Raw genomic sequence first — 15,548 nt, forward strand, 5'->3', positions numbered from 1 at the left:
GGGTGGGGGGCGGTCATGGTCGCAGAGCCGGCCGCTGGCGCAAAGGGCCCGCCGCCGTCTGCACATGCCTGAACGCCGGGGAAAGGTTCACGCGAGAGGCCACAAACCGCATGCCCACGCACGCCCGGACAGGCGCATGATTCGCCACGCATTGTTACGAAGTAACACTCCCTCCTCCCCTGCCCCGGCCCCTTCCGCAGCCCATCCGCCATGAAGCCTTCCCTGCTCGCTACCGGCATCACCTTCGCCCTGGCCCTGGCCAGCCTGCCCTCCCTGGCCCTGGCCGCCGATGCCGCCGCCGACGCGGCGCCGGTCAAGGACCTGGACGCGGTCACCGTCAGCGCCCAGCTGGACCAGGCCCGCAACGCGCTGTCGCCGGATATCGGCAGCAGCCAGTACCAGATCACCGCCGAGGACATCCAGAAGCAGCCGCTGGGCGCGTCCGCGCCGCTCAGCCAGGTGCTGCTGCAGGCGCCGGGTGTGGTCCAGGATTCCTACGGCGGCGTGCACGTGCGCGGCGACCACGCCAACCTGCAGTACCGCATCAACGGCGTGCTGCTGCCCGAGTCGATCTCCGGCTTCGGCCAGACCCTGGATGCACGCACCATCAAGAGCATCCGCCTGATGGATGGCGCGCTGCCGGCGCAGTTCGGCGAACGTACCGCTGCGGTGGTGGACATCACCACCCGCAGCGGCGCCGAGCTGGGCAACGGTGGCAGCGCCGGCATCACCACCGGATCGTTCGGCAAGGTCAACCCGAACGCCTCGTGGTGGGGCAACCAGGGCCGCTGGAGCTGGTTCCTGACCGGCAACTACGACCAGAATGACGTCGGCCTTGAGAACCCGACCCGCTCGCGCAAGCCGGAACATGACGACACCCACCAGGGCAAGGCCTTCGCCGACCTGACCTACCTGGTCAACGACACGACCCGCCTGAGCGTGTTCGCCGGCTTCGCCAACAACCGCTTCCAGATTCCGGTCAACCCGGGCCAGACACCGCAGTTCGGCTACCTGGACACCACCACGTTCGATTCCAGCCAGCTGGATGAGACGCAGCGCGAGACCACCCGCTTCGGCATGCTGGTACTGCAGGGCACGCTGGGCCAGACCGCCTACCAGGTCTCGGCCGGGCAGCGGTACAGCGATGTGGGGTTCAACCCCGATGTAGTGGGCGATCTGGTGTTCAGCGGCGTCGCCTCGCAGGTGAAGCGCAGCAACCGCGCCAATACCCTGCAGGCGGATTTCTCCACGCCGCTGGGTGACAACCACACCCTGCGCTACGGCGTGTACGGCAACCAGGAGCGCGCCCGCGCCAGCAACAACAGCTGGGTGTTCCCGGTTGACGACGACGGCGCGCAGGCCAGCACCACGCCGCTGCAGATTGCCGACAGCAGCGCGTTCAAGGCCACCACGATGGCCGTCTACGTGCAGGACGAATGGCGCATCGGCGATGACTGGACGGTCAACTACGGCCTGCGCGGCGACCGCTACAGGGCCTTCGGCCAGACCGAGGGCCAGCTCAGCCCGCGCCTGGGCGTGGTCTGGAATGCCAGCGACAGCACCACCGTGCATGCCGGCTACTCGCGTTATTTCACCCCGCCGGCCAGCGAGCTGATCGCCACCAGCGACATCAGCCTGTATGACGGCACCACCAACGCACAGCCGTCCGGTGGCAACAACATTCCGCTGGCCGAGCGCAGCGACTACTACGACGTCGGCGTTTCCCAGCAGGTGGGCGAGCACCTGACCCTGGGCCTGGATGCGTATGACCGCCGCGTCTCGCGCCTGCAGGACGAAGGCCAGTTCGGCGCGGCCTACATCTACTCGACCTTCAACTACCGCCGCGGCCATATCCGCGGGCTGGAATTCAGCGCCGACTACAGCAATGGTCCTTTCAGCGCCTACTTCAACGCCGCGTTGAACAAGGCCATCGGTACCGACGTCATCACCAGCCAGTACAACCTCGATCCCGATGCCCTGGCCTACGCGGCAGACCACTGGATCCATCTGGACCACGACCAGAAGCTGACCTCGTCCGGCGGCGTCAGCTATGCGTTTGCCGGCCACAACCGGATCGGTGCGAACTACGTGTTCGGCAGCGGCCTGCGCTCGGACACCGACACGGTACCCAACGGTGGTGAGCTGCCGTCCTACCTGCAGGTGAACCTGAGTGCCGGCCACGACTTCAATGCCGACAGCGGGCACCCGCTGCATGTGCAGCTGGCGGTGATCAACGCTTTGGACCGCAGCTACCAGCTGCGTGATGGCGGTGGCGTGGGCGTGTTCGCCCCGCAGTGGGGCCCGCGCCGCGGCGCCTACCTGAGCCTGCAGCAGGACTTCTGATCGGGCGAGGGTCGGATCCCTGATTCGCAGTAGAGCCACGCCACGCGTGGCTGCCAATGGGGTCGGAGCCCTTTGCTGCGCAAAGGGATCCGACCCCGTTGTGCTTTCAGCGCTTGACCTTGCGCAGCGACACCAGCAGCGCCCACAGCGCCAGCAGCACGAACCACACGCCCGACCACATCGGCATGGTCAGGCCCAGGAAGGTCCAGTCGATGTTGCCGCAGTTGCCGGTGCCGGTCAGCACGGTGCGGAACACCTCCAGCGGCCCCATCGTCTCGCGCAGGAAGCTCAGCGGAGGGCCACAGGTGGCGCCCATCTCCGGCGGCAGCATCTGCACGTACACGTGGCGCGCGGCGATGCCGATGCCCACGGCCGCTGCGATGAACGCCAGGATGCCGTAGGTCGCGCGACCCGGGCGGTTGGACGGCCCGTGCAGCGCACCGATCAGGAACAGCAGGCCGAGCGCGGCGAATGCCAGGCGCTGGAAGATGCACAACGGGCACGGCTCCAGACCCATCTTCAGCTGCAGGAAGATGGCGTAGCCCAGCAGGCCCGCGCAGATCAGGAAGCCCAGCAGGAACTGGGCGCGGAAGGGCCAGCGCAATGGATTCATCGGGAACGCTCGAACGGATCAGGCGCCAAGCGTAACCGACAGCACGCCCCGTTCGAACCGCCACATGGCACGCCTGTCGGAACGGTGTGGGTCAGCGCCAGCTGCCGGTAGCGCTGGGCCATGCCCGGCGAGCGCAGCGGAAACGGAAACGCCGGGCAAGGCCCGGCGCTACCAGAACGCAAAAGCCCGGCAGAGGCCGGGCTTTCGCTGTGTCGCGTTGGAGCGGTCCGATTACTCGGCCACTTCCTCGGCCACGGCCGGACGGTCGACCAGCTCGACGTAGGCCATCGGAGCGTTGTCGCCGGCGCGGAAACCGCACTTCAGCAGACGCAGGTAGCCGCCCGGACGGTTCGCGTAACGCGGGCCCAGGATGGTGAACAGGTTGCCCACGGCTTCGTTGTCACGCAGGCGGGCGAAAGCCAGACGGCGGTTGGCGACGGAGTCGACCTTGGCCAGGGTGATCAGCGGCTCGGCGACGCGGCGCAGTTCCTTGGCCTTCGGCAGGGTGGTCTTGATCAGCTCGTGCTTGAACAGCGAGGCGGCCATGTTCTTGAACATCGCTTCGCGGTGGGCGCTGGTACGGTTGAACTTACGGCCAGACTTCATGTGACGCATGGTGATATTCCTTGGTTAATGATGAGGCTGTGTGGATCGTTGTCGCCTTCCTGGCGTTGCTGCGCGGACTGCGGTTGGTCCTGGCCATCCGTCCTGGACGACCTGCCCGCGAACCTGGGGTTCGTCGTGGCAATGTGTTGCGTTGAAGGCCCCACCGCGAACGGTGGAGCCTTCAGGCATTACCGATATCAGCCCAGCATGCCGTGGCTGGCGACGCCGGCCGGCGGCCAGTTCTCCAGCTTCATGCCGAGGGACAGGCCGCGCTGAGCCAGCACTTCCTTGATCTCGGTGAGCGACTTCTTGCCCAGGTTCGGGGTCTTCAGCAGCTCCACTTCGGTCTTCTGGATCAGATCGCCGATGTAGTAGATGCTTTCAGCCTTCAGGCAGTTGGCCGAACGCACGGTCAGCTCCAGATCGTCGATCGGGCGCAGCAGCACCGGATCCACGCCGTTGTTGGCCGGCTTGGCCGCACCGCGGTCGCGGTGGGTGAAGTCACCGAACACCGACAGCTGGTCGCTGAGGATGTCGGCGGCGGTGCGCACGGCTTCCTCGGCGTCGATGGTGCCGTTGGTCTCGATATCGATGACCAGCTTGTCCAGATCGGTACGCTGTTCGACGCGGGCCGCTTCCACGGCATAGGCGACGCGGCGGACCGGCGAGAACGAGGCATCCAGGACCAGGCGGCCGATGGCACGGGTTTCTTCGTCCGGACGACGACGCGCGGCAGCCGGCTGGTAGCCGAAACCACGTTCGATCTTCAGACGCATGTTGACTGCCGTGTCCTTGGTCAGGTGGCAGATGACATGGTCGCCGTTCAGGATCTCCACATTGTGGTCGACCTTGATGTCGGCAGCGGTGACAACGCCCGGGCCCTGCTTGGACAGGGACAGGGTGGCGCTGTCGCCGGAGTGCATACGGATGGCCACGTCCTTCAGGTTCAGCAGGACTTCGAGCACGTCCTCCTGCAGACCTTCGACCGTGGTGTACTCATGCAACACGCCGTCGATTTCGACTTCCGTGATGGCGAAGCCCGGGATGGACGACAGCAGCACGCGACGCAGGGCGTTGCCCAGCGTATGCCCGTAACCCCGCTCCAAAGGTTCGATAACGACCTTTGCACGGGTGTCGGTAAGGCGTTCGATCTGCGGACCGCGAGGACGCAGAACCTGGTTGGCGGTAACCGTCATGTTGCGGGTTCTCCTAGTGAACCCCCGGCCGTCGCCGGGGGCTCTCCAATGTGAATTACTTCGAATACAGCTCGACGATCAGCGCTTCGTTGATGTCCGCAGGCAGATCCGAACGATCCGGAACAGCCTTGAAGATGCCGGTGAACTTGCCGGAATCCACTTCAACCCACGACGGGCTCATGTCATGCTGGGCGGCGACGGTCAGGGCTTCCTGAACGCGCAGCTGCTTGGCAGCCTTTTCAGACAGAGCGATGGCGTCGCCAGCCTTGACCTGGTACGAAGCCAGGTTGACCGACTTGCCATTCACGGTGACGCCGCGGTGCGACACCAGCTGACGGGCAGCCGGACGGGTCACGGCGAAGCCCATGCGGTAGACGACGTTGTCCAGGCGGGTTTCCAGCAGCTGCAGCAGGTTCTCGCCGGTGTTGCCCTTCTTGGTCGAGGCCTTCTTGTAGTAGTTGCGGAACTGACGCTCCAGCAGGCCGTAGATACGCTTGACCTTCTGCTTTTCACGCAGCTGGGTGGCGTAGTCGGACAGCTTGCCCTTGCGGGCAGTGGCGCCGTGCTGGCCGGGCTTCTGCTCCAGCTTGCACTTGGAGTCCAGCGCACGCGCCGGGCTCTTCAGGGACAGGTCGGCGCCTTCGCGACGGGCGAGCTTACAGGTAGGACCGATATAACGAGCCATTTCTTATCGCTCCCTTTAGACGCGACGCTTCTTCGGCGGACGGCACCCGTTGTGCGGGATAGGCGTCACGTCGATGATGTTGGTGATCTTGTAGCCGACGTTGTTCAACGAACGCACGGCCGACTCACGGCCCGGACCCGGGCCCTTGATGCGGACTTCCAGCGACTTCACGCCGTAGTCCAGCGCAGCGCGACCGGCCTTTTCGGCAGCCACCTGGGCAGCGAACGGGGTCGACTTGCGCGAACCGCGGAAGCCAGCGCCACCGGAGGTCGCCCACGACAGAGCGTTGCCCTGGCGGTCGGTGATGGTCACGATGGTGTTGTTGAACGAAGCGTGGACGTGGGCAACGCCGTCGGTGACGACGCGCTTGATCTTCTTCTTGGTCTTAGCAGCGGGCTTAGCCATTTATAGGTCCCTTACTTCCTGATCGCCTTGCGCGGGCCCTTGCGGGTGCGGGCGTTGGTACGGGTGCGCTGGCCACGCAGCGGCAGACCGCGACGGTGACGCAGGCCGCGGTAGCAGCCCAGGTCCATCAGGCGCTTGATCGCGATGCCGATTTCACGGCGCAGATCGCCTTCCACGATGTACTTGCCGACTTCGGCGCGCAGGCGCTCGATTTCCGGCTCCGACAGATCGCGGATCTTGGTGGTCGAAGCAACGCCTGCGACTTCGCAGACCTTCTTCGAACGGGTACGGCCGATGCCGTAAATGCTTTGCAACCCGACCCAGACGTGCTTCTGGGCTGGCAGGTTGACGCCTGCAATACGCGCCATGACGCGGTTCTCCAGCTGAGTGATGGCCGACAGCGCGCCTCGGGCACGCCAATCCGGCAGGATGGATCAAAAAAGTGAACTAGCGATACTAACAAGGTTCCGGTTTACATGGAAGCCCGTGAAACATTCAAGTTTCATGGACCCGGCCTGGGGAGTGTGCCCAGGCTCCGGCGCCGGACAAGGTTGGACCTGGGTTTCCCCGGGGCCGCCCGCGCTACTCCAGCGCAGGACCACCTCGCCACACCCCCACCCGGAACCGCTGCGGGGGCCGCCCTTCGTTTGTGTGGCCAGAGTCCGCGAAGCGGAGGACCATCACGTCAGGAAGACGAAAGTATAACAGGCTTGTCAGCCGCGGGCAAAACCGCCGCGGTTGCCGCCCTTCAGGTTGGCCTTCTTCAGCAGGCTCTCGTACTGGTGGGACATCAGGTGCGCCTGCACCTGGGCGATGAAGTCCATCACCACCACCACCACGATGAGCAGCGAAGTACCGCCGAAGTAGAACGAGGCGTTCAGCTGCGTGCGCATCAGTTCCGGCAGCAGGCAGACGATCACCAGGTAGGCCGAACCGGCAGCAGTCAGGCGGGTCAGCACGCCGTCGATGTAATCGGCGGTGGCCTTGCCCGGACGGATGCCCGGAATGAGCGCGCCCGACTTCTTCAGGTTGTCGGCGGTTTCCTGCGAGTTGAACACCAGCGCGGTATAGAAGAACGCGAAGCCGGTGATCAGCGCAGCGAACACGATCATGTGCAGCGGCTCGCCCGGACCCAGGGCATTGGCGATCTTCTGCAGGGTCTGGCCCAGCGCGCTCTGGTTGGCCGCCTGGCCGGACCACATGGCCAGGGTGGCCGGGAAGGCCAGCAGGCTCGAGGCGAAGATCGCCGGGATGACGCCAGCCATGTTCAGCTTCAGCGGCAGGAACGAGGTCTGGTTCATGTACGCGTTGCGACCGCCCTGGCGGCGCGCGTAGTTGACCGTGATCCGGCGCTGGCCACGCTCGACGAACACCACGAAGAAGGTGAAGGCCAGCACAACCAGGGCAATCAGCAGCAGCTGGATGAACTGGATGTTGCCGTCGCGGTAGGCATCGAAGGTGTGGATGACCGCACCCGGCAGGCCGGCGACGATACCGGCGAAGATGATCAGCGAGACGCCGTTGCCGATGCCGCGCTCGGTGACCTGCTCACCGACCCACATCAGGAACATGGTGCCGGCGGTCAGCGCGACCACGGCGGTGAGCACGAAGCCCATGCCCGGTGCGTAGACCACGGCCACGCCGCTGTTCGGGTCGACCTGGTTCTGCAGCGCCAGGGCGATCGAGCCGCCCTGCACCACGGCCAGGAGCACGGCACCGATACGCGAATACTGGGTGATCTTGCGGCGGCCGGACTCACCTTCCTTCTGCATCGCTTTCAGGGCGGGGAAGATGTGAGTGGCCAGCTGCATCACGATGGATGCCGAGATGTACGGCATCACGTTGAGCGCGAAGATGCTCAAACGGTGCAGGGCGCCGCCCGAGAACATGTTGAACATGTCCACGATGCCGCCGCCCTGCTGTTGCATCATGGCAAGCATGGCATCGGGATTGACGCCCGGCACCGGCACGTAGCAGCCGATGCGATAGACGATCAAAGCCCCGACGACGAACAGCAAACGTTGGCGAAGTTCAGTGAACTTGCCCATTCCGCCCGCGAGGTTACCGATGCCAGCTTGCGCCATGATTTCTTACTCCGTCACGCTGCCGCCGGCAGCTTCGATTGCAGCCTTGGCACCGGCCGTGGCAGCAATACCCTTCAGGGTGAACGCCTTGGTCACTTCGCCCTTGACGACGACCTTGGCCTTCTTTGCAGTGCTCGGGACCAGCTTGGCAGCACGCAGGGCGGCGAAGTCGATCTCACCGGCCGGCAGCTTGTCCAGCGCGTACAGCAGCACTTCAGCGGTGTCCTTGGCGATCGGCGAACGGAAGCCGATTTTCGGCAGACGACGCTGCATGGGGGTCTGGCCGCCTTCGAAGCCAGCCTTGATCTTGCCGCCACCCTTACGGGCGAACGAACCCTTGTGGCCGCGGCCGGCAGTCTTGCCCAGGCCCGAGCCGATACCGCGGCCGACGCGGGTGCGTTCGGTGCGGGCGCCCGGTGCCGGGCTCAGTTCATTGAGACGCAGAGTCATGATCGATTACTCCTCAACCTTGACGAGGTAGTGAACGGTGTTGATCAGACCGCGAACCTGCGGGCTGTCCTTCAGTTCACGGACATCGTTGAGCTTGTTCAGGCCCAGGGCACGCACCGACAGACGGTGACGCGACTGGGTACCACGCAGGCCGCGCACCAGGCGCACCTTCACAGTCTTGTTGGACTCATTAGCCATGGTTGAGTTCCTCCACCTTCTTACCGCGCTTGGCCGCGATGCGAGCCGGCGACTGCGCTGCAGACAGGCCCTTCACGGTGGCACGCACCAGGTTGATCGGGTTGCGCGAACCGGTGGCCTTGGCCAGCACGTTCTTCACGCCAACCGCTTCCAGCACGGCGCGCATGGCACCGCCGGCGATGACGCCGGTACCTTCGGAAGCCGGCTGCATGAACACGCGGGCTGCGCCGTGACCATCCTTGATGGTGTGCCACAGGGTGCCGTTGTTCAGGTCAACGCTGACCAGGTTCTTGCGAGCCTGTTCCATCGACTTCTGGATGGCGACCGGCACTTCGCGCGCCTTGCCATAACCGAAACCAACCTTGCCTTCGCCGTCGCCGACCACGGTCAGGGCGGTGAAGGTGAACTGGCGGCCACCCTTGACGGTCTTGCTGACGCGGTTGACCGCGACCAGCTTTTCGATCATGCCGTCGTCGACTTTCTCTTCGCGGTTACGGTCGCGATCGCGACCCCGCTGCTGACGTTCTTCTGCCATCTTGATTCCTTGGTAGTTTGGGTATGTACGGCTCGGGGCCGCTTATGGTTGTGGAGTACCGCGTTGGTGCGGTGGGCCGCTGCAGAAGAGCGGCGCCGCCCCGCCTCACTCAGGCGGGCGAGCAGGCGGACAGGGGACGCGAGGCCCCCTGCCCTTATCCCTTAGAACTGCAGGCCGGCTTCGCGGGCGGCTTCTGCCAGGGCCTTGATGCGGCCGTGGTAGCGGTAGCCCGAACGATCGAAGGCAACCTTCTCGACGCCGGCGGCCTTGGCGCGCTCAGCGACGATACGGCCGACCTTGGCGGCGGCATCGGCGTTCTTGCCGTTCTTCAGGCCTTCCATGACGTCGGTCTGGGTGGTGTTGGCGGCAGCCAGCACCTTGGAACCGTCGGCGGTGAAGACCTGGGCGTACAGGTGCTGGCCGGTGCGCAGCACCGACAGGCGGGCGACGCCGAGCTCACGGATGTGGGCGCGGGTCGACTTGGCGCGACGCAGGCGGGCGATGTTCTTGTTCATGATTTTTTTCCTTGAAAGCGGAAGCGCCTGATTAGGCCTTCTTGGCTTCCTTACGGATGATGACTTCGTCGGAGTACTTCACGCCCTTGCCCTTGTACGGTTCCGGCTTGCGGAACGCACGGATCTTGGCGGCGACTTCACCGACGACCTGCTTGTCAGCGCCCTGCACCAGAATTTCGGTCTGGGTCGGGGTGGTGATGGTGATGCCTTCCGGCGCCACGAACACGATCGGGTGCGAGTAACCGAGCGACAGGCTCAGGTCCTTGCCCTGCATGGCAGCACGGTAACCCACGCCGACCAGCTCCAGCTTGCGCTCGAAGCCTTCGGAAACACCCTTGACCATGTTGGCCAGGATGGCGCGGACGGTGCCGGTCAGCGCGACCAGGTCAGCGTTCTCGGTGCTCAGGGTGGCAACGCCGTTGTCGACGTTGATGGCAATGCCAGCCGGCTTCGGCAGCGACAGGGTGCCCTTCGGGCCCTTGACGGTGACGGAATCGGCCTGGACGTTCAGTTCAGTCTTACCCAGGGTGACGGGCTTCTTGGCTACGCGGGACATAGTATTACTCCTTTCGCCTTAGGCCACGAAGCACAGGACTTCGCCGCCGACGCCCAGCTGGCGCGCCTGCGCATCGGTCATGATGCCCTTGGAGGTGGAAATGATGGAGATACCCAGGCCATTCATGACCTTCGGCAGCTCGCTCTTGCCGCGGTACTGGCGCAGGCCCGAACGCGAGAAGCGCTTCAGGGTCGCGATGACCGGCTTGCCTTCGAAATACTTCAGCACGATTTCCAGCTCGGACTTGTTGTTTTCCAGCTGGGTCACGCGCAGGTCGGTGATGTAACCCTCGTCCTTCAGGACCTGGGCGATCGCAACCTTGATCTTGGACGACGGGGCTTTCACCGTCTGCTTGCCAACCGCGGCCGCATTCTTGATGCGGACCAGCAGGTCGGCGATGGGATCAGTCATGCTCATATGAGTACCTTTGAGTGCACCGATATCCGCTTTCGCGAAAATCTGTTGTCTCCTGGAAACGGGCCAGGTCCCTTGTTGCGGCAGGCCATTGGCCTGCCCTGCTACCCCGTTTGCACAGAGCAAGACGCGGGAGTATACGCCAAAAGAGCCCGGCTTGCGCCGGGCTCTTCGGTTTTTTTGCATCGGGAAGGCTGAATGCCTCCCCTGCCCGGTTCAGGAACCCCTGGAGGGGCTCCTGATCACAGGGCCGGCTGGGATTACCAGCTGGCCTTGCGCAGACCCGGGACGTCGCCACGCATGGTGGCTTCGCGCAGCTTGTTACGGCCCAGGCCGAACTTGCTGTAGACGCCACGCGGACGACCCGACAGTTCGCAACGGTTGCGGTGGCGGCTCGGCGACGAATCGCGCGGCAGCTTGGCCAGCTTGGTTGCGGCGTCGATCTTCTCTTCGTAGGTCGCGTCCACGGAGGACACGATCTTCTTCAGAGCTGCACGCTTTTCAGCGTACTTCTTTGCCAGCTTTTCCCGCTTGATGTCGCGGTTGACCATGGAGGTCTTTGCCATTTCGGATTCCTCGACGGATCAGTTACGGAACGGGAACTTGAACGCTGCCAGCAGCGCCTTCGCTTCCGCATCGGTCTTCGCAGTGGTGGTGATGGCGATATCCATGCCGCGGATCGCGTCGACAGCGTCGAAGTCGATTTCCGGGAAGATGATCTGTTCCTTCACACCCATGTTGAAGTTGCCGCGACCGTCGAAGGAACGACCGGAAACACCACGGAAGTCGCGCACGCGCGGCAGCGAGATGTTGATCAGGCGATCCAGGAACTCGTACATCTTGTGGCGACGCAGCGTGGTCTTGCAGCCGATCGGCCAACCATCACGGATCTTGAACGACGCAACCGACACACGCGACTTGGTGACAACCGGCTTCTGGCCGGAAATCTTGGTCATGTCGCCGACGGCGTTTTCCAGGATCTTCTTGTTGGTGGCCGCTTCGCCGACACCCATGTTCAGGGTGACCTTGACAAGCTTCGGCACTTCCATCGGATTGGTGTAACCGAACTGCTTCATCAGCGCCGGTACCACTTCTTCCTTGTAGAACTTTTCGAGACGGGAACTCATCTTCTCATTCCTCAGGCGTCGAGCGCCTCACCGCTGGAGCGGAACACACGCAGTTTGCGTCCATCCTCCAGCACCTTGAAGCCAACGCGTTCACCCTTGCCCGAAGCCGGGTTCAGAACGTTCACGTTGGAGATATGGATCGAAGCTTCGCGCTCGACCACGCCGCCGGCAACACCTGCCTGCGGGTTCGGCTTGGTGTGGCGCTTGACGATGTTCACGTTGGCGACGACCACACGGTCGCCGTCGACGCGGACGACTTCGCCCTGCTTGCCCTTGTCCTTGCCAGCGTTGACGACAACCTGGTCGCCCTTCTTGATACGGTTAGCCATGATTATCTCCTGTCGCTCACAGCACTTCGGGAGCGAGCGAGACGATCTTCATGAACTTCTCCGAACGAAGTTCACGAGTCACCGGCCCGAAGATACGGGTGCCGATCGGCTCCTGCTTGTTGTTCAGCAGGACGGCAGCGTTGCCGTCGAAGCGGATCAGCGAACCGTCGGCGCGACGCACACCCTTGCGGGTACGCACCACGACGGCGTCATACACTTCACCCTTCTTGACCTTGCCGCGCGGAATCGCATCCTTCACGGTGACCTTGATGATGTCGCCGATGCCGGCGTAACGGCGCTTGGAACCACCCAGCACCTTGAAGCACATCACCTGCTTGGCACCCGAATTGTCCGCGACGTCAAGGTAGCTCTGCATCTGGATCATGATTCAGCTCCTTATTCAGCCGCGCGCGTGATGACTTCCACCACGCGCCAGTTCTTGGTCTTGGACATCGGAGCAATCTCGGTCACGCGGACGACATCGCCTTCCTTGCAGGCGTTGTCGGCATCGTGGGCGTGCAGCTTGGTCGAGCGCTTGATGTACTTGCCGTACAGCGCGTGCTTGACCTGACGCTCAACCAGGACGGTAACCGTCTTGTCCATCTTGTTGCTGACGACACGGCCTTCGACCGTGCGCAGCGCTTTGTTTTCAGTATTGTCGCTCATAGCGGCCATCCTTACTTCGTGCTGCCGAGCAGGGTCTTGACGCGAGCAATCTCGCGACGGACCCGGCGGATGTCGTGGGTCTTCGGCAGCTGGCCGGTGACCTGCTGCATACGGACAGAGAACTGTTCCTTACGCAGGTCGATCAGGTGGGCCTTGAGTTCGTCAGCCGACTTTTCACGGAGAGTTTTGAGTTCCATCAGCGCACCGTCCGGGTCACGAAAGTGGTGGTGACCGAGAGCTTGGCGGCGGCCAGGCGGAACGCCTCGCGTGCCACTTCCTCCGAAACACCCTCGATTTCATAGATCATGCGGCCGGGCTGGATCTGGGCCACCCAGTATTCCACGTTGCCCTTACCCGAACCCATTCGAACTTCGATGGGCTTCTTGGTGATGGGCTTGTCGGGGAACACACGGATCCACATCTTGCCGCCGCGCTTCACGTAGCGGCTGATCGAGCGGCGGGCCGCTTCGATCTGACGCGCGGTCAGCTGACCGTGGGCGGTTGCCTTGAGGCCGTATTCGCCGAAGCTGACAGCGTTGGCGCTCCAGCTCAGGCCGTCGTTACGGCCCTTGTGCACCTTGCGGTACTTGGTTCGCTTGGGTTGCAACATTGTCGTTACCTCGCTTCACGAGCCGGGCGCTGACGGTCACCGCGGTCGCCGCGATCGTGACGATCGTTGCGCGACGGGGTGTCGTCCTGCTTTTCCTGGCCAACCTGGGAGAAATCGAAGACCTCGCCCTTGTAGATCCAGACCTTGATGCCGATGATGCCGTAGGTCGTCTTGGCTTCAGCGAAGCCATAGTCGATGTCGGCACGCAGGGTGTGCAGCGGCACGCGGCCTTCGCGGTACCACTCCGAACGGGCGATTTCTGCACCGTTGAGGCGGCCACCGACGTTGACCTTGATGCCCAGGGCACCCAGGCGCATCGCGTTGCCGACCGAGCGCTTCATGGCGCGGCGGAACATGATGCGACGCTCCAGCTGCTGGGCGATCGACTCGGCAACGAGCTGAGCGTCCAGTTCCGGCTTGCGCACTTCGGTGACGTTGATGTGCGCCGGGACGCCCATCATTTCGCTCACTTCCTTGCGCAGCTTCTCGATGTCCTCACCGCGCTTGCCGATCACCACGCCCGGACGGGCGGTGTGGATCGTCACGCGCGCGGTCTTGGCCGGACGCTCGATCAGGATCTTGCTGATGCCGGCCTGAGCCAGCTTCTTGCGCAGCATTTCGCGCACTTTCAGGTCGGCTGCCAGGTAACCAGCGAACTCGGCCTTGTTGGCGTACCACTTGGAGTTCCAGTCCTTGGAAATGCCGAGGCGGATACCAATCGGATGAACTTTATGACCCATGGTCTTTTCCTTATCCGCTTACTTGGCGGCGCCCACAACCACAGTGATGTGGCTGGTGCGCTTGAGGATGCGGGTACCGCGGCCTTTCGCCCGCGCCATGAAACGCTTCAGGGTCGGACCTTCATCAACCATGATGGTCTGAACCTTCAGCTCGTCGACGTCGGCGCCCTGGTTGTTCTCGGCATTTGCAATAGCCGACTCCACCACCTTCTTGATCAGGTGGGCAGCCTTCTTGTCCGAGAACTTCAGCAGGTTGACCGCACGTTCGGCCGGCAGACCGCGCACCTGGTCAGCGACCAGACGAGCCTTCTGCGGGGAGATGCGCGCAGTGCGCAGGATGGCTTTCGCTTCCATTGTCATCTCTCCTTACTTGCCCGACTTCTTGTCACCACCGTGACCCTTGAAGGTCCGGGTGATGGCAAATTCGCCGAGCTTGTGGCCGACCATGTTCTCGTTGACGAGAACCGGGATGTGGTTCTTGCCGTTATGAACGGCAATGGTGACGCCTACCATGTCAGGCAGGATCATCGAACGACGCGACCAGGTCTTGACCGGACGCTTGCTACCCGCAGCGGCAGCCACCTTAGCAACCAGGTGGTGATCGACAAACGGGCCCTTCTTGAGTGAACGTGCCATGGTCGATTAGCCCCTACGATCGCGGACGATGAACTGCTGAGTGCGCTTGTTATGGCGCGTCTTGTAACCCTTGGTCGGGACACCCCACGGGGTGACCGGATGCGGATTACCCTGGCCGGCCTTGGCCTCACCGCCACCGTGCGGGTGGTCAACCGGGTTCATGGCAGCACCACGAACGGTCGGGCGGACGCCGCGCCAACGCTTGGCACCGGCCTTGCCCAGCTTTTCCAGGCTGTGCTCGTCGTTGCCGACTTCACCGATGGTGGCGCAGCACTCGACCGGAACCTTACGCATTTCACCCGAGCGCAGGCGCAGGGTGGCGTAGATGCCTTCGCGGGCAACCAGCTGCACGGCCGCACCAGCGGCGCGGGCGATCTGAGCGCCCTTGCCGGGCTTCAGTTCGATGCAGTGGATGGTGGTACCGACCGGAATGTTGCGCAGCGGCAGGGTGTTGCCAGCCTTGATCGGGGCGTCCGAACCAGCGATCACCTGATCACCAGCCTTCAGGCCCTTCGGGGCGATGATGTAGCGACGCTCGCCGTCGACGTAGCACAGCAGGGCGATGTGGGCGGTGCGGTTCGGATCGTATTCGATGCGTTCCACGCGCGCCGGGATGCCCAGCTTGTTGCGCTTGAAGTCGATGATGCGGTAGTGCTGCTTGGCACCACCACCGACGTGACGCACGGTGATGCGGCCATGGTGGTTACGACCACCCGAGCGGCTCTGCGACTCGACCAGTGCGGCGTGCGGAGCACCCTTGTGCAGGTCGGGGGTAACCACGCGCACGGCCGAACGGCGGCCGGGGGAAGTGGGCTTGAATTTCATCAATGGCATGGGATG

25 protein-coding genes are annotated in these 15,548 nt (G+C 63.6%); 1 reads left to right on the forward strand and 24 read right to left on the reverse strand.

The window, feature by feature from the left end; all coding sequences use genetic code 11:
• Window positions 1–210 precede the first annotated feature (210 nt).
• Window positions 211–2,343 carry a TonB-dependent receptor gene (locus ACM2ZB_RS10815; RefSeq protein ID WP_416058483.1) on the forward strand — a complete coding sequence of 711 codons (2,133 nt, stop codon included), beginning with the start codon at window positions 211–213 and terminating at the stop codon, window positions 2,341–2,343.
• Between the two features lie 106 nt (window positions 2,344–2,449).
• Here ACM2ZB_RS10815 and ACM2ZB_RS10820 read toward each other — a convergent pair whose 3' ends face one another.
• The 24 genes from ACM2ZB_RS10820 to rplB form a co-directional block, all read right to left on the reverse strand.
• The gene (locus ACM2ZB_RS10820; RefSeq protein ID WP_313442476.1) at window positions 2,450–2,956 is read right to left on the reverse strand and encodes a disulfide bond formation protein B; all 507 of its coding nucleotides are present in this window, start codon (window positions 2,954–2,956) and stop codon (window positions 2,450–2,452) included.
• 231 nt (window positions 2,957–3,187) lie between these two features.
• Window positions 3,188–3,571: a 50S ribosomal protein L17 gene (rplQ, locus tag ACM2ZB_RS10825; protein ID WP_079220763.1), complete on the reverse strand. Its 384-nt coding sequence runs from the start codon at window positions 3,569–3,571 to the stop codon at window positions 3,188–3,190.
• A gap of 188 nt (window positions 3,572–3,759) precedes the next feature.
• Complete coding sequence (locus ACM2ZB_RS10830; protein ID WP_004145453.1) at window positions 3,760–4,758, reverse strand: DNA-directed RNA polymerase subunit alpha; 999 nt, start codon at window positions 4,756–4,758, stop codon at window positions 3,760–3,762.
• 55 nt (window positions 4,759–4,813) lie between these two features.
• On the reverse strand, window positions 4,814–5,443 hold the full coding sequence (gene rpsD / locus ACM2ZB_RS10835; protein ID WP_416058484.1) for a 30S ribosomal protein S4: 630 nt from the start codon (window positions 5,441–5,443) through the stop codon (window positions 4,814–4,816).
• 15 nt (window positions 5,444–5,458) lie between these two features.
• Complete coding sequence (rpsK, locus tag ACM2ZB_RS10840) at window positions 5,459–5,848, reverse strand: 30S ribosomal protein S11 (RefSeq protein ID WP_004145443.1); 390 nt, start codon at window positions 5,846–5,848, stop codon at window positions 5,459–5,461.
• Between the two features lie 11 nt (window positions 5,849–5,859).
• Entirely contained in the window at window positions 5,860–6,216 is a 357-nt protein-coding gene (rpsM, locus tag ACM2ZB_RS10845) for a 30S ribosomal protein S13 (RefSeq protein ID WP_004145437.1), read from the reverse strand.
• Between the two features lie 345 nt (window positions 6,217–6,561).
• Window positions 6,562–7,932, reverse strand: a complete 1,371-nt coding sequence (secY, locus tag ACM2ZB_RS10850; protein ID WP_313442478.1) for a preprotein translocase subunit SecY — start codon at window positions 7,930–7,932, stop codon at window positions 6,562–6,564.
• A 6-nt stretch (window positions 7,933–7,938) separates the two neighbouring features.
• Window positions 7,939–8,382, reverse strand: a complete 444-nt coding sequence (rplO, locus tag ACM2ZB_RS10855) for a 50S ribosomal protein L15 (protein ID WP_004154498.1) — start codon at window positions 8,380–8,382, stop codon at window positions 7,939–7,941.
• Between the two features lie 6 nt (window positions 8,383–8,388).
• A complete protein-coding gene (gene rpmD, locus ACM2ZB_RS10860) occupies window positions 8,389–8,580 on the reverse strand; it encodes a 50S ribosomal protein L30 (RefSeq protein WP_004154497.1) in 192 nt (63 codons plus the stop codon).
• The gene (gene rpsE / locus ACM2ZB_RS10865) at window positions 8,573–9,115 is read right to left on the reverse strand and encodes a 30S ribosomal protein S5 (RefSeq protein ID WP_004145411.1); all 543 of its coding nucleotides are present in this window, start codon (window positions 9,113–9,115) and stop codon (window positions 8,573–8,575) included. Before rpsE ends, rpmD begins: the two co-directional genes overlap by 8 nt.
• 161 nt (window positions 9,116–9,276) lie before the next feature.
• Window positions 9,277–9,630 carry a 50S ribosomal protein L18 gene (rplR, locus tag ACM2ZB_RS10870; RefSeq protein ID WP_005408212.1) on the reverse strand — a complete coding sequence of 118 codons (354 nt, stop codon included), beginning with the start codon at window positions 9,628–9,630 and terminating at the stop codon, window positions 9,277–9,279.
• A gap of 31 nt (window positions 9,631–9,661) precedes the next feature.
• Complete coding sequence (gene rplF, locus ACM2ZB_RS10875; protein WP_313442481.1) at window positions 9,662–10,186, reverse strand: 50S ribosomal protein L6; 525 nt, start codon at window positions 10,184–10,186, stop codon at window positions 9,662–9,664.
• Between the two features lie 18 nt (window positions 10,187–10,204).
• Window positions 10,205–10,603, reverse strand: coding sequence for a 30S ribosomal protein S8 (gene rpsH / locus ACM2ZB_RS10880; RefSeq protein ID WP_005408210.1), 399 nt, complete (start codon window positions 10,601–10,603; stop codon window positions 10,205–10,207).
• A gap of 257 nt (window positions 10,604–10,860) precedes the next feature.
• A complete protein-coding gene (gene rpsN / locus ACM2ZB_RS10885) occupies window positions 10,861–11,166 on the reverse strand; it encodes a 30S ribosomal protein S14 (protein ID WP_079220758.1) in 306 nt (101 codons plus the stop codon).
• A gap of 18 nt (window positions 11,167–11,184) precedes the next feature.
• A complete protein-coding gene (rplE, locus tag ACM2ZB_RS10890) occupies window positions 11,185–11,727 on the reverse strand; it encodes a 50S ribosomal protein L5 (RefSeq protein ID WP_079220757.1) in 543 nt (180 codons plus the stop codon).
• Between the two features lie 11 nt (window positions 11,728–11,738).
• Window positions 11,739–12,056: a 50S ribosomal protein L24 gene (rplX, locus tag ACM2ZB_RS10895; RefSeq protein WP_004154490.1), complete on the reverse strand. Its 318-nt coding sequence runs from the start codon at window positions 12,054–12,056 to the stop codon at window positions 11,739–11,741.
• Between the two features lie 16 nt (window positions 12,057–12,072).
• Entirely contained in the window at window positions 12,073–12,441 is a 369-nt protein-coding gene (gene rplN, locus ACM2ZB_RS10900) for a 50S ribosomal protein L14 (protein WP_010483978.1), read from the reverse strand.
• Window positions 12,442–12,452: 11 nt separating this feature from the next.
• Window positions 12,453–12,722, reverse strand: a complete 270-nt coding sequence (gene rpsQ, locus ACM2ZB_RS10905; RefSeq protein WP_004145355.1) for a 30S ribosomal protein S17 — start codon at window positions 12,720–12,722, stop codon at window positions 12,453–12,455.
• An 11-nt stretch (window positions 12,723–12,733) separates the two neighbouring features.
• Window positions 12,734–12,919 carry a 50S ribosomal protein L29 gene (gene rpmC, locus ACM2ZB_RS10910; protein ID WP_004145353.1) on the reverse strand — a complete coding sequence of 62 codons (186 nt, stop codon included), beginning with the start codon at window positions 12,917–12,919 and terminating at the stop codon, window positions 12,734–12,736.
• Complete coding sequence (rplP, locus tag ACM2ZB_RS10915; RefSeq protein WP_004154486.1) at window positions 12,919–13,332, reverse strand: 50S ribosomal protein L16; 414 nt, start codon at window positions 13,330–13,332, stop codon at window positions 12,919–12,921. The genes rpmC and rplP overlap by 1 nt, the downstream gene beginning before the upstream one ends.
• A 5-nt stretch (window positions 13,333–13,337) precedes the next feature.
• Window positions 13,338–14,072 (reverse strand): 30S ribosomal protein S3, encoded by a 735-nt coding sequence (gene rpsC / locus ACM2ZB_RS10920; RefSeq protein WP_004145350.1) that lies wholly within the window; start codon window positions 14,070–14,072, stop codon window positions 13,338–13,340.
• Window positions 14,073–14,090: 18 nt separating this feature from the next.
• Window positions 14,091–14,426 (reverse strand): 50S ribosomal protein L22, encoded by a 336-nt coding sequence (rplV, locus tag ACM2ZB_RS10925; RefSeq protein WP_004145348.1) that lies wholly within the window; start codon window positions 14,424–14,426, stop codon window positions 14,091–14,093.
• 12 nt (window positions 14,427–14,438) lie between these two features.
• Window positions 14,439–14,708, reverse strand: a complete 270-nt coding sequence (rpsS, locus tag ACM2ZB_RS10930) for a 30S ribosomal protein S19 (protein WP_108767850.1) — start codon at window positions 14,706–14,708, stop codon at window positions 14,439–14,441.
• 6 nt (window positions 14,709–14,714) lie between these two features.
• Window positions 14,715–15,542, reverse strand: coding sequence for a 50S ribosomal protein L2 (gene rplB, locus ACM2ZB_RS10935; protein ID WP_004145339.1), 828 nt, complete (start codon window positions 15,540–15,542; stop codon window positions 14,715–14,717).
• Window positions 15,543–15,548: the final 6 nt, after the last annotated feature.

The sequence above is a fragment of the Stenotrophomonas maltophilia genome, from assembly GCF_047782825.1.
GTDB lineage: Bacteria > Pseudomonadota > Gammaproteobacteria > Xanthomonadales > Xanthomonadaceae > Stenotrophomonas.